We start from the raw sequence: 12243 nt of genomic DNA on the forward strand, positions 1-12243 counted from the left end.
TTTAGAGATATTTGTAGCAAATTATTGACTCAACAACAAAATGAAATTTCCGAGAAAATATACCTTAAAAGAAATTGCCGAAATCAGTGGAACCACGCCCATCGGTGCTGCTGATTTTCCCGTCTATGGTTTGAATGAAATACACCGAGTAGAAGCAGGTGATATCGTCTTTGTAGATCATCCAAAGTACTATGAAAAAGCCCTTAATTCGGCTGCAACCATCGTGCTGATTAACAAAGAAGTAGAATGTCCAGCAGGAAAAGCTTTACTTTTATCGGATGATCCATTTCGCGACTTTGTAAAAATTGGTCAATTCTTCAAGCCTTTTCAACCCGCAACTGATGCTATATCGCCCGATGCAGAAATAGGAGAAGGAACTATAATTCAGCCCAATGTTTTTATTGGGAATAATGTGAAAATTGGGAAGAATTGTGTCATTCATGCCAATGTTAGCATCAACGATGATGCAATTATTGGTGATGATGTAATTATCCGTAGTGGAACCATTTTGGGGGCAGATGCCTTCTATTATAAGAAAAGAGAAAATGGTTATGATCGATTGAAATCTGTGGGCAATGTTATTATAGAAGATGGAGTAGAGATTGGCGCAAATTGTACTATTGATCGAGGAGTAACGGCTTCAACCATTATCAAAAAAGGTTCCGTATTAGATAATCAAATCCAAATTGGGCACGACACCATTATAGGTGAACGTTGTCTTATTGCTTCGCAGGTCGGAATTGCTGGCTGTGTAACCATAGAAAACGATGTAAATATTTGGGGACAAGTAGGGATTACAAGTGGGGTAACAATTGGTGAGAAAACCATTCTGTATGCACAATCGGGTGTGACGAAATCTCTAGAAGGACATCAAGCATATTTTGGTTCGCCGGCAGAAGAAGCCAAAAAAATGTATAAAAAAATGGCACTCACCCAAATTATGTTAAAAGAATACCGAAACAAAACAAACGATTAAACTTTAAATTTAGGTAATAAATGTCCTAAATCATTCGAATAATTTTTATAAATGTAGCGAAGACGTTATATTTGCTCAACAAAAAATAAACATAATGGCAGTATTAGTAAATAAAGACTCTAAAATAATTGTACAAGGGTTCACAGGAAAAGAAGGAACCTTCCACGCAGAACAAATGATCGAATACGGAACCCAAGTTGTTGGAGGAACAACTCCAGGAAAAGGGGGAACCGAACATTTGGGGAGACCAGTTTTCAATACAGTGCGCGAAGCTGTAAAAGAAACAGGAGCAGATGTGAGTATCATTTTCGTACCACCAGCTTTCGCTGCGGATGCTGTGATGGAAGCTGCAGATGCTGGAATCCGAGTTATTATCTGTATCACAGAAGGTATTCCGGTAGAAGATATGGTAAAAGTACAAGCCTATGTTGACCAACGCGATGTTACTTTAATCGGACCAAACTGTCCAGGAGTTATCACTTCAGGTGAAGCTAAAGTGGGAATTATGCCAGGTTTCATTTTCAAACCAGGTAAAGTTGGGATTGTATCAAAATCAGGAACTTTAACCTATGAAGCTGCTGACCAAGTAGTAAAAGCTGGATACGGAATTTCTACAGCGATCGGTATCGGTGGTGACCCAATTATCGGTACAACTACAAAAGAAGCCGTAGAATTGTTTATGAATGATCCAGAAACCGAATGTATCGTCATGATTGGTGAGATCGGTGGGCAGTTAGAAGCTGAAGCTGCTCGTTGGATTAAAGAGCACGGTACAAAACCTGTAGTAGGATTTATTGCGGGTCAAACAGCACCGAAAGGTCGTACAATGGGACACGCAGGTGCAATTGTTGGTGGAGCAGAAGATACAGCTCAGGCTAAAATGAAAATTATGGCGGAGTGCGGGATTCACGTGGTTGAATCGCCAGCACATATTGGTGAAACGGTCGCAAAAGTTTTAGGATAAGAAAAAAACCAGGTTTTATATAAATGAAAAAGGAACTCTATGCAGGAGTTCCTTTTTTTGTTACAATGTTAGAGTTTGCTAGACCGATAAAAAACAAAACCCGAAAAAGCTATTCGATGATATGCGGTACAAAACGACTTTTGTCGGTTGTGATGTATTGATCACTTTCTCGGAAAGTAATTCCACAAGCTTCTTGTCCGATTATCCAGCTCCCAATAATAGCATAAGCTGTTTCTTCTTGGTGCAAATTGGCAAAAGCTTGGTATATAAAACCTTCTTCGCCATATTCACCTGAAGTTTTTTCGAATAATTTTCCTTCTTTTATCACTTCGATATTGGCTCCTTCACGAGATAGTAAAGGTTTTTTTACATAATTTTCCATGCCGTTAGCCGATTCGAAATATGCTTCTAACAATAAAGGATGATTGGGATATAATTCCCATAAAATAGGTAAAATTGCTTTGTTCGATAAAATCATTTTCCAAGCAGGTTCTATCCAATTTGCATTGAATTCGTCATTTTTGATATTGTACGCAAATAGTTCATTCACCATCCACTCCCAAGGATAAAGCTTGAAAATATCGGTAATCGGTTCTTCTTCTAAATCGACAAAGTGGATATTGTTCCAGCCGATTTCATCTATATAAATAAGTTTAGTTTGTAAGCCAGCTTGTATCGCACAGTCTCTTATATATTCTAGATTGGTAAGATCTTCTAATGATTCTCGAACACAAGTAAAATGCACAACTTCTCCTTTGAGATAGGGTTTTAACATTTTCCAGGTTTCGATTAATTTCTCATGTACCGAGTTGAATTGATCTTTCTGTGTTCCGAAGTAATATTCCATCCAAAGCCATTGTACCACGCCACACTCGAAGAGAGAAGTTGGCGTATCGGCGTTAAATTCTAATAATTTTAGCTGTCCGTTATGGTAAGCAAAATCGAAACGACCATAAATACTTGGCGCATCATTTCTCCAAGTATCAATCAAATATGGTTGAATAAATTTCGGTATTTTAAATTCATCCAATCGATTATTTGAAATCACATATTCCACTGCATGTAGACACATTTCCCATAATTCATTCGTCGCATCATAAATCTGGTCGGCCTCTTTTTCGCTAATCGAATAATAATAATTTTCTATCCAATACGGGAGATTATTTTCATCGGTATGGTATCCAAAACCAATTTTTTCTACTCGTTCTTGCCAATGACTATCGGCTGTAATTTTTTTCCTTTGCATAAGATTGGGTTAGGATGAAACAGAGCGTGCTGATGAAGATTTGCCGAATCCGCCACGAATTGTTTGTCCTTTGTAGGCTTTCGCTTTTGCAGCATTTGTTCCTACATTCGATTGTTGATGCAATCCTGGACTTGCGTAACCCATACCGCCCGCTAGACTACGGAAAGCCATAAACCAAAGCAACGAACTTCCCATCTCACCAAAATGAGAATTGTTTTGGCTAGCATAATTTTCAGTAACCTCGGTATAAGGTGCAGTAGAATCTGCTCGCATAAAAACTCTTTGTGGATGAGTATCAATAGGTGTTTCTTCGCGATTCATGCACGAGCTGAGTACCGATGAAATCAATACCAATGTAACAACTTTACTGGCTCTTTTATCTTTTTTTTTCATGTTTTATTATTGAATGGTTACGTAAATTGGGATTTTGGTAGAATCTGCAGGCGTGTACTGTTTATGAGTAATCAACGTATCTATCTTTTCGGTTATCATTAAATGGTTCGACCAAATTTTTTGTTGGGTAATATGCAGAACCGAATCACCCTTTATTTGGGTAGATAATACGACCTCTCTAGCCGATTGTTTGTTGATTTGCTCTAAGTTTTGATTGGATTTTTGTGGGGATTGACATGCAAAAAATGCAGTCAATAGAAGTAGAACAGGGAGGATATTTTTCATGTTTTTTTTATTGATATTGCACAAAATTACACATTTCATAAAAAAAAGCACAATTCAGATTGTATCCGAATCATGCTTTGTCTCATAAATTATTTAATGATTGTACTAAGCTTTTTTCATTGTTCCGGTTTCTCTCAATCGAGTGTGCCAAGAGAAAGCCTCTTCTAATAGATGAGGAGTTTGGCCACCTCTTTCTTGGCAGGCTCTTTCGTAGTAGGATAATAATTCTTGTTTGTAGTCTGTATGAGCGCAATTTTCGATAATTACTTTAGCTCTTTCGCGTGGAGCTAAACCTCGTAAATCAGCCAAACCCTGTTCGGTTACTATAACGTCTACATCGTGCTCACTATGGTCTACATGAGTCACCATCGGAACGATACTGCTGATTTTTCCGTCTTTTGCGGTTGATGAAGTTACGAAAATAGAAAGATAAGTATTGCGAGCAAAATCACCCGAACCTCCAATTCCGTTCATCATATTGGTGCCGATGACATGTGTAGAATTTACGTTTCCGTATATATCACATTCTAACGAAGTGTTGATCCCGATAACACCTAAACGTGCGATAACTTCTGGTGAGTTACTGATGTTTTGTGGACGAAGAACAATTTTGTCTTTATAGTTATCGATATGATGAATTACACGATTGTAGCATTCTGGCGAAACAGTCATTGCAGAAGCAGAGGCAAAAACTAATTTTCCAGAATCGATTAAATCAAAAGTAGAGTCTTGGAAAACTTCCGAATACATCGTTAGATTCTCGAAATCAGAATCGATCATCCCGCCCAAAACAGCATTCGCTACTTTACCTATTCCGCATTGCAGAGGCCGAAGTGAGTTGTCTAATCGACCTTGCTTTACTTCGTTTTCGAGAAAGCGAACAATATTTTTTGCTATTGCTTCTGTTTGCTCGTCTGGTGGAGTAATATCGCCAGGTGCATCTTGAATATCTTGAAAAACAATGGCTACAATTTTTTTAGGATCAACTTTTATCGTATCTGTCCCAATACGGTCGCTTGCACTACAAATATTGATGGGTTTATTCTGATGTTCATTTACCGAATAAATATCATGGATACCACGAATGTTTTTGGGGATAGATGTATTGATCTCTATTATCAATTTTTGGGCATTTTCTGCAATCGCTACATTGTTCCCGATAGAGGTTGTTGGGACTAGGTGTCCATCTTCTAGAATTTCTGCAACCTCAAGAACGCCTACATCAATTGGAAATGTACCGTTCGAGATTAAATCAGAAGTTTTGCTTAGATGTTGATCGACAAATAAAACATTCCCGTTGTTTATCTCTTTGCGCAATGTTCTATCTACCTGAAAGGGTAAACGTTTGTGTAGCGCATGATTATGAGCAAGAGCTCCGTCTGTGTCGTGCCCCAATGATGCCCCAGTTATCAGTGTAATTTTTATATTTTCTATCTGGTTTCTTTCAGCAAGTGCTTTCAAGACTACCTTCGAGTCGCCACCACGGGTAAAACCACTAGATCCGACAATCATCTGATCCTTGAAGATTTGTGCAGCTTCTTGGGCTGTCATCACCTTCGAGCGCAGTTCGTTGTTGGGGATTCTCTCTATCATGTTGTTTGTAAATTTTTTCACCGTGTTTTTCTGCTAAATATTGAAGTGATTACAAATTTCGTACAAAATTGTTTCAATATAAAATCATAAAATGCCATTTATTTATCTTTTCTAGACATTTCCTATGTGTTCTTCGTACAATAAACCCAAATATATTCTTATCTTAGGAATCTCATTATAAAATTAAAAAGTATGTCTGGCAAACAGAAAGAACTTCTAAGTACCCGTTACTATCTTACCGAAATAGACAAAGATCCTAGCTCTATTTTTTGTTATCATAACGAGATTAATGAGCCAGAAGTTGTCGAGCATCAGCATGATAAAGGACAGTTTTTGTATTGCGAAGGTGGTATTGTATATGTGACAATAGGCAAGGAGACGTATTATTTGCCAGCGCGTCATTTTATTTGGATTCCGCCCAATTTTGTGCACAGTATTCACCCAAGTTCTCCACAGATCTTTATGCGAAATTTATATTTCCCGGTGAAAGAGACTGATTCTGAAAGTTTTTTTCATAAAGTAGGGATTTATCCAACTTGTAATTTTTTGATGGAGTTTATTCTTTTTTCTAAACAATGGAGAGGCGATATAACAGCCAAAGATTCTTCTTCGTTTACGATTGCCAATGCATTTAAAGAATTATTGCCGAAACTCAATAAAAATAGTCTAAAATTATCGTTGCCTTACCCGACAGACGAGCGTTTGCAAAAAGTAATAATGTATTTGAAGGATAAGATGGATAGTTCGATTACGATGAAAAAAATTTCAGATGAATTTGGGTTTAGTGAACGTTCCTTGTCTAGACTATTTCAGAAAGATGTGAAGCTTACATTTGTTCAATACTTCACTATTTTACGGATGTTGAGAGCTTTAGAGTTATTAATCGAAGAGAAAAACTCGATTAGTGAAGTTGCTAACATGGTGGGGTATAGTAGTTTACCAACTTTCAGCAATACGTTTCAGAAGGTAGTTGGCGTTAGACCAACCGATTATTCGAAGAAAAAGGATATCTTGTAAGTATGAAAATTTATCATGTAAGTGGATTGGGTGCGAACGAAAAAGCTTTCTCGAGTCTTCAGCTTCGTTCTGGTTTCGAGTTGGTAGACTTGCCTTGGTTATTGCCCGAATCCGACGACGAATCTCTTGCACATTATGCAGAAAGAATGTTGTCACCTATCAACCTGAATGAGAAATTTATGTTGATGGGATTGTCATTTGGCGGAATCATTGTGCAAGAGATGAACCGTTTTGTGAAGCCGGAACACAATTTCCTTATTTCGACTGTGAAAAATCGAGAAGAATTACCTCCTTATATGCGCTGGTCTTCACATATCAATGCACATCGATTGATGCCTTTAGGATTTATAAGTTCTAATTCTTTTTTCTCTTACACGGTAATGCGAAAGTTATATTATACCAAAAAAAGAGATTCTATAGACGATATTTTTCAGTATAGAAACAAAGCATATTTACGATGGTCGATTCACAAAATAGTCCATTGGAAACATTCGCAACAGTATAGAGAAAATAATGTCACCCATATTCACGGTAATAAAGATATTGTTTTTCCTATTCAATATATCAAAAATCCGATTGTAATCGATGGTGGTACGCATATAATGGTTCGGCAAAAACCTAAAAGAGTAAGTGCTGTAATCAATAGGGTTTTGGATGATTATTTGGGTTAGTTTTCTGTGTCGGCGATGAGATTCAGTACAGAGTTGTCGGCATCTTTCAGTGCATAATCTCCGATTTTAGTACGGCAAAGTGCAGTTAAATATCCTCCGACCTGAAGACTTCTACCAAAATCAAAAGCCAAAGACCGTATGTAAGTTCCTTTGCTACAAACGACTTCGAAATCGACAAAAGGTAACTCGATACGAGTGATTTTGAAGGATAAAATTTCTATTTTTCTCGGTTCTATTTCGATTGTTTCTCCTGCTCGAGCGATTTCATACAAACGTTTTCCGTCTTTTTTTATGGCCGAATGTAGAGGCGGAACCTGATCAATCTTCCCTATAAATTGTTTTGTGGTCTCATGGATTTTCTCTTCGGTAAGATGTGCAGTCGAGAATTGGCAATCCTCCTCAGACTCTAAATCATAAGTCGGTGTAGTGGCATCTAGTTTGATTGTACCAGTGTATGTTTTATGTTGTGATTGAATCTGATCGATTTGTTTGGTCATTTTCCCACAACAAACAATTAACAGCCCAGTAGCTTTAGGGTCTAAAGTACCTGCATGTCCTACCTTTATTTTTTTCAATTGATAGGTTTTCCTAAGATTCCAACGGATTTTATTCACTACATCAAAGGACGTCCAATCCAATGGTTTGTCGATCAAGAAAACTTGTCCGTTTTGTATATCTTCAACGGTCATTCTTTGGTAGGATTAAAAGTGATATCGGCTTGGGGTATTTCGGTTACGTTCTCTTTTTGGGGTTGATTCCAGAAGTAAATCAACAAAACAACTCCGATAATGATACGATACCACCCCCATACTTTGAAACCATATTTGGTAAGGAAAGCGATAAATGTTTTAACGGCAATTAGAGCCACGACAAAAGCGATTATATTGCCTAAGGCAAAAAGCATAATATGATGATTGTCTTGTAGAATCATTTCGTAGCCTTTCATTTCGTTGGGTGTTCCTTTACCCCATGTTTTCACGAAGATCGAATAAACCGTAACGGCCAACATGGTTGGTACAGCCAAGAAGAAGGAAAATTCTGCAGCAGCTTTTCTACTCAAGCCTTGGGTCATTCCCCCGATGATAGAGGCGGCAGAGCGGCTTGTGCCAGGCATCATTGCTAGGCATTGCCAAAAGCCAATGATAAATGCTTTTTTGTAAGAGATTTCTTTTTCGTCGAGTATTTTTGGGTTTTTAAACCATTTGTCACAAAAAATTAGAATCACTCCACCGATGACTAAAACCGTTGAAATGGCAATTTGGTTACCCAAGACAGCTTCTATTTTATCATCAAATAGATACCCCAAAAAAAGTGCAGGGATTACAGCGATGATTAATTTTAGATAGAAATTGAAGTTCGAGAAATCGAAAAATTTTTTCCAATACAAAACTACAATAGAAAGGATGGCTCCAAATTGAATCGAAACTTGAAACATTTTCAGGAATTCACTTTCTTCTAAACCCAGCAAAGCAGCGGTGAATCCCATATGAGCGGTAGAAGAAATAGGTAAATATTCGGTAAGACCTTCTATTATTGCAATAATGATGGCTTCTAATGTATTCATAGAGTGGTATTATTCGGTTTCTTTTGATGAGGTTAAAATAGCATAGACTTCGAGTACAAAACCAATAATAATAAGGATTGGGGCTAGTCTTATTCGGGTAAAAGAATAGATATCTTCGTTCCAATACGTTGGGTCATAGGTGCCATCGGGTTGTGTATTGGCATCATGTCCGGTCATAAGAAAAAAACCGAGAATGATGCATGCTATACCGATTCCCATGAAAAGGTAATTTCTTTTACCGAACAAAAATGGTACGTTTTGCTTTTTTTCCGACTGATAAATGCTTGTGTTTTTAGAGCCCATAAGTCCTGTATAATGTCTTAATATAATTGATCTGTTTTTAGACGTAAATATCTCCAAGAAGCGAAAAGCGTACTCAAGACGGCGATAATCATCCCTAGGGCAATCAAGAGAATAATCAAGAAAGTATATTTATCGTTCCATAATGTGTAGTTGACCGTATTAGCGAAATAATACCACAATCCACCCAAAATAAGAATTGCAATTGTTGCACCAATCAGGCCCAAAACAGCACTTTCTAACAAGAAAGGGGCGATAATGAATCGTCTACGCGCTCCTACCAATTGCATGGTTTTGATACTGAAGCGTTTGGCGTAAATTTTCAGACGTAACGAGTTGTTGATGAGAATAATAACAATGAACAAGAAAACACCTGCAAAGGCCATCAACCAAAAGGTTATTTTATCGATACTGTTGTAAACCTGCACCATGAGTTGATCATCGTTCACGACTTCGTCTATGATAGGATTACGCTGGATGATAGATTTGATGCTATCGATTTTCGATGGATCAACATAGTCGGGTTTGAGGGTGATTTGGACCGAAGCTGGATAGATATTTTCTTCGAACAAAGAAGTATCGTCGATGCCTAACTCTTGTTTGGCAATTTTTGATGCATCTTCTTTGCTGATATATTTAGTGGATTCTATAAAAACATGCTGAGTTTTTAGCGAATCGATATAGTTGGCTTGGTTTTCTATTTCTTTGTCTTGTTGCTTGGCGTCGTATTCATTTCTAAAAAAGGCTTCTAATTTTAGTTCTCTTTTAATATATTCAGCATAACTTTGAGCATTGATAATAATTAAACCAAAAATACCTAAAAGAAATAAGACCAAAGAGATACTAATTACTACAGTAAAGTTGGAAGATCGAAGTCTTCTTTTTTCGAATTTCTCGCTCGTTTTTGACATTTGGGTTATTTTTGGGGCTAAGATAAAAAAAACTTGATTGCAAAGAAAAGATACAACCAATAAGTTGGTTAAACATATCATAAAATTACAGAAAACTTGAAAGTAAGAGCAAAAAAACATTTAGGTCAACATTTCCTTAATGATGAGCAAGTGGCACAAAAAATCGCCGAGGGACTTACTTGGGACAATTATCAACAAGTCTTAGAGATTGGTCCTGGGATGGGGGTGTTAACCAAATATATATTACAGGCCAATAAAAAAATATCGGTTGTAGAAATCGATACCGAATCGGTTGCGTATCTAGAGGAGAATTATGTGCCTTTTTATCCCGATTTGATTATTTATGAAGAAGATTTTCTGAAGATGGATTTTAGTCGTTTCACAGATGATTTGGCTGTTTTAGGGAATTTCCCATACAATATTTCTTCGCAGATTATTTTCAAGATACTAGAAGAAAAAAATAAAGTGCCCGAAGTGGTAGGTATGTTCCAGAAAGAAGTTGCCGAACGTATTGCAGCCCCAAAGGGTAGTAAGGTTTATGGCATACTTTCTGTGTTAGCACAGGCTTTCTATCAAGTAGATTATCTGTTTACAGTAAGTGAAAACGTTTTTACGCCTCCACCAAAAGTAAAATCGGGCGTTATCCGGATGAAACGTTACCGATCAACTTTACCCGAAGTAGATGAGAAACTTTTCTTTACTGTGGTAAAAACCGCTTTCAATCAACGGCGAAAAACATTACGCAATGCACTTAAATCTTTGGGTATTCCCGATACGATGAAAGAAAATGAATTGTTAAATTTACGAGCAGAACAGCTAAGTGTAGAGGATTTTCTAGAACTAACAAAAAGAATGAAGTAAACCTATGAACGAAGAAATTACAAAAGAGCACATCACTGATCTAATAGCCGATATAAAAGACCGCAACGGACGAGCGGTAAAATCGCTAATAGGAGATTTGCACCCGGCAGATATTGCCGAAGTGATGAGCGAATTATCTGTAGAAGAACAATCTTTTGTTATTGATTTGTTGGATAATGAAGTCTCGGCAAATGTACTCTTAGAGCTTGAAGAAGAGGATCGGAAAAAAATCCTAAAAACTTTCTCGGCAAAAGAAATTGCAGAAGAAGTAATCAACGAAATGGATACCGATGACGCGGCCGATGTAATTAGCGAATTATCCGATCGTAAGAAAGTAGAAGTTATTTCTCAGATAGAAGACCCCGAACATGCCAAAGAAATTGTCGAACTACTAAAGTACGACGAAGACACCGCAGGTGGTTTGATGGGAAAAGAATATATCAAGGTTTACAAAGATTGGTCGATCATTACCGCAGTAAAGCAAATGCGCAGGCAAGCAGAAGAAATGGAAGAGGTATTCTCCATTTATGTTGTAGATAAAGATGAACGATTGTTAGGGATTTTGAGTTTGAAAAAACTTTTAACGACCTCATCAAACACCAAAATAGAAGATGTTTTCAATGATAAGATACAATATGTAAACACCTTTACGACCGATGTAGAAGTAGCCAATGTGATTACCAAATACGACTTATACGAAATTCCGGTAGTCGATGAATTGAAGCGTCTTGTTGGGGTAATTACAGTAGATGATGTAATAGATGTCATCCGTGAAGAAGCCGAAGAAAATTACCAATTAGCAGCCGGTATTACACAAAATGTAGATACCGATGACTCGATTTGGCGCTTGACACGTGCAAGAATTCCATGGCTATTGATCGGTATGTTTGGTGGGATAGGAGCCGCCGGAATCATGAATGGTCTGAGTGAAGAACTAGCCCAATATACCATTCTCCTAACTTTTGTACCTCTGATACAATCCACAGCCGGGAATGTAGGGATACAATCTTCTGCGATTATAGTGCAGAGTTTGGCAAATGGATCGTTGAAAAATAGCAGTGTACTGAAGTTGTTAGGTAAAGAGTTTTTACTCGGATTGCTCAACGGACTCATCATTGCAATAGTCGTTTTATCAATTAGTCATTTTGTGTTTGGGACGAGTTATAAAATCTCTCTAACCATTTGTTTGGCTCTTATTACTGTAATTATTAATGCTGCTATTATCGGGACATTTATCCCAACATTATTACATAAGCGTGGAATGGATCCGGCTGTCTCTACAGGGCCATTCATTACGACAAGTAACGATATATTAGGGGTGTTTATCTATTTTATGATTGCAAAAATGATTCTTGGCTTTTAGGCATTACTCAGTATAAAAAAAAATAAGATATCGCTAGAAAGAAGTCTACAATGTTGTAGGCTTTTTTATGTTTGAAAAAAATATTTTCAACACCCAAGT

At 37.3% G+C, this 12243-nt stretch carries 14 protein-coding genes; 6 read left to right on the forward strand and 8 right to left on the reverse strand.

Annotation, left to right across the window (positions count from 1 at the left end; genetic code table 11):
• Positions 1–40: 40 nt before the first annotated feature.
• Both HMPREF2660_RS00245 and sucD read left to right on the forward strand, forming a co-directional pair.
• On the forward strand, positions 41–976 hold the full coding sequence (locus HMPREF2660_RS00245) for a UDP-3-O-(3-hydroxymyristoyl)glucosamine N-acyltransferase (RefSeq protein WP_013597608.1): 936 nt from the start codon (positions 41–43) through the stop codon (positions 974–976).
• Positions 977–1070: 94 nt separating this feature from the next.
• On the forward strand, positions 1071–1940 hold the full coding sequence (gene sucD / locus HMPREF2660_RS00250) for a succinate--CoA ligase subunit alpha (protein ID WP_013597607.1): 870 nt from the start codon (positions 1071–1073) through the stop codon (positions 1938–1940).
• 109 nt (positions 1941–2049) lie between these two features.
• On the opposite strand, the gene HMPREF2660_RS00255 is transcribed toward sucD, so the two are convergent.
• The 4 genes from HMPREF2660_RS00255 to HMPREF2660_RS00270 all read right to left on the reverse strand — a co-directional run bounded on the left by HMPREF2660_RS00255 (position 2050) and on the right by HMPREF2660_RS00270 (position 5457).
• On the reverse strand, positions 2050–3186 hold the full coding sequence (locus HMPREF2660_RS00255) for a glutathionylspermidine synthase family protein (protein ID WP_070485126.1): 1137 nt from the start codon (positions 3184–3186) through the stop codon (positions 2050–2052).
• 9 nt (positions 3187–3195) lie between these two features.
• Positions 3196–3579, reverse strand: coding sequence for a hypothetical protein (locus tag HMPREF2660_RS00260; protein ID WP_070485128.1), 384 nt, complete (start codon positions 3577–3579; stop codon positions 3196–3198).
• A 6-nt stretch (positions 3580–3585) separates the two neighbouring features.
• Complete coding sequence (locus HMPREF2660_RS00265) at positions 3586–3864, reverse strand: hypothetical protein (RefSeq protein WP_013597603.1); 279 nt, start codon at positions 3862–3864, stop codon at positions 3586–3588.
• Between the two features lie 105 nt (positions 3865–3969).
• Complete coding sequence (locus HMPREF2660_RS00270) at positions 3970–5457, reverse strand: succinate CoA transferase (RefSeq protein ID WP_013597602.1); 1488 nt, start codon at positions 5455–5457, stop codon at positions 3970–3972.
• Between the two features lie 192 nt (positions 5458–5649).
• Here HMPREF2660_RS00270 and HMPREF2660_RS00275 point away from each other — a divergent pair, with 192 nt between their 5' ends.
• Positions 5650–6474 (forward strand): helix-turn-helix domain-containing protein, encoded by an 825-nt coding sequence (locus HMPREF2660_RS00275; protein ID WP_070485130.1) that lies wholly within the window; start codon positions 5650–5652, stop codon positions 6472–6474.
• A gap of 2 nt (positions 6475–6476) precedes the next feature.
• Positions 6477–7145 carry a hypothetical protein gene (locus HMPREF2660_RS00280; RefSeq protein WP_013597600.1) on the forward strand — a complete coding sequence of 223 codons (669 nt, stop codon included), beginning with the start codon at positions 6477–6479 and terminating at the stop codon, positions 7143–7145.
• Here HMPREF2660_RS00280 and truB read toward each other — a convergent pair.
• From truB to HMPREF2660_RS00300, 4 genes are read right to left on the reverse strand one after another with little or no spacing between them, the layout of a single operon-like run.
• Positions 7142–7834, reverse strand: a complete 693-nt coding sequence (truB, locus tag HMPREF2660_RS00285; RefSeq protein WP_070485131.1) for a tRNA pseudouridine(55) synthase TruB — start codon at positions 7832–7834, stop codon at positions 7142–7144. The genes HMPREF2660_RS00280 and truB overlap by 4 nt on opposite strands.
• Positions 7831–8709, reverse strand: coding sequence for an undecaprenyl-diphosphate phosphatase (locus tag HMPREF2660_RS00290; RefSeq protein WP_013597598.1), 879 nt, complete (start codon positions 8707–8709; stop codon positions 7831–7833). The genes truB and HMPREF2660_RS00290 overlap by 4 nt, the downstream gene beginning before the upstream one ends.
• A 9-nt stretch (positions 8710–8718) precedes the next feature.
• Positions 8719–9012: a DUF3098 domain-containing protein gene (locus tag HMPREF2660_RS00295; RefSeq protein WP_070485133.1), complete on the reverse strand. Its 294-nt coding sequence runs from the start codon at positions 9010–9012 to the stop codon at positions 8719–8721.
• A 17-nt stretch (positions 9013–9029) separates the two neighbouring features.
• Positions 9030–9920, reverse strand: coding sequence for a cell division protein FtsX (locus tag HMPREF2660_RS00300; RefSeq protein WP_070485226.1), 891 nt, complete (start codon positions 9918–9920; stop codon positions 9030–9032).
• Positions 9921–10016: 96 nt separating this feature from the next.
• On the opposite strand from HMPREF2660_RS00300, the gene rsmA reads away from it, so the two are divergent.
• Entirely contained in the window at positions 10017–10781 is a 765-nt protein-coding gene (gene rsmA / locus HMPREF2660_RS00305) for a 16S rRNA (adenine(1518)-N(6)/adenine(1519)-N(6))-dimethyltransferase RsmA (protein ID WP_070485135.1), read from the forward strand.
• Positions 10782–10785: 4 nt separating this feature from the next.
• Positions 10786–12144, forward strand: a complete 1359-nt coding sequence (gene mgtE, locus HMPREF2660_RS00310) for a magnesium transporter (RefSeq protein ID WP_013597594.1) — start codon at positions 10786–10788, stop codon at positions 12142–12144.
• The last annotated feature ends 99 nt before the right edge of the window (positions 12145–12243 follow it).

This window comes from Weeksella sp. HMSC059D05, assembly GCF_001809725.1.
GTDB lineage: Bacteria > Bacteroidota > Bacteroidia > Flavobacteriales > Weeksellaceae > Weeksella > Weeksella virosa.

Excerpts from the sequence above, each read along its gene's own strand:
- HMPREF2660_RS00245 (WP_013597608.1), top strand. The coding sequence starts at position 41 with ATGAAATTTCCGAGAAAATATACCTTAAAAGAAATTGCCGAAATCAGT.
- sucD (WP_013597607.1), top strand. The coding sequence starts at position 1,071 with ATGGCAGTATTAGTAAATAAAGACTCTAAAATAATTGTACAAGGGTTC.
- HMPREF2660_RS00255 (WP_070485126.1), bottom strand. The coding sequence starts at position 3,186 with ATGCAAAGGAAAAAAATTACAGCCGATAGTCATTGGCAAGAACGAGTA.
- HMPREF2660_RS00260 (WP_070485128.1), bottom strand. The coding sequence starts at position 3,579 with ATGAAAAAAAAAGATAAAAGAGCCAGTAAAGTTGTTACATTGGTATTG.
- HMPREF2660_RS00265 (WP_013597603.1), bottom strand. The coding sequence starts at position 3,864 with ATGAAAAATATCCTCCCTGTTCTACTTCTATTGACTGCATTTTTTGCA.
- HMPREF2660_RS00270 (WP_013597602.1), bottom strand. The coding sequence starts at position 5,457 with ATGATAGAGAGAATCCCCAACAACGAACTGCGCTCGAAGGTGATGACA.
- HMPREF2660_RS00275 (WP_070485130.1), top strand. The coding sequence starts at position 5,650 with ATGTCTGGCAAACAGAAAGAACTTCTAAGTACCCGTTACTATCTTACC.
- HMPREF2660_RS00280 (WP_013597600.1), top strand. The coding sequence starts at position 6,477 with ATGAAAATTTATCATGTAAGTGGATTGGGTGCGAACGAAAAAGCTTTC.
- truB (WP_070485131.1), bottom strand. The coding sequence starts at position 7,834 with ATGACCGTTGAAGATATACAAAACGGACAAGTTTTCTTGATCGACAAA.
- HMPREF2660_RS00290 (WP_013597598.1), bottom strand. The coding sequence starts at position 8,709 with ATGAATACATTAGAAGCCATCATTATTGCAATAATAGAAGGTCTTACC.
- HMPREF2660_RS00295 (WP_070485133.1), bottom strand. The coding sequence starts at position 9,012 with ATGGGCTCTAAAAACACAAGCATTTATCAGTCGGAAAAAAAGCAAAAC.
- HMPREF2660_RS00300 (WP_070485226.1), bottom strand. The coding sequence starts at position 9,920 with ATGTCAAAAACGAGCGAGAAATTCGAAAAAAGAAGACTTCGATCTTCC.
- mgtE (WP_013597594.1), top strand. The coding sequence starts at position 10,786 with ATGAACGAAGAAATTACAAAAGAGCACATCACTGATCTAATAGCCGAT.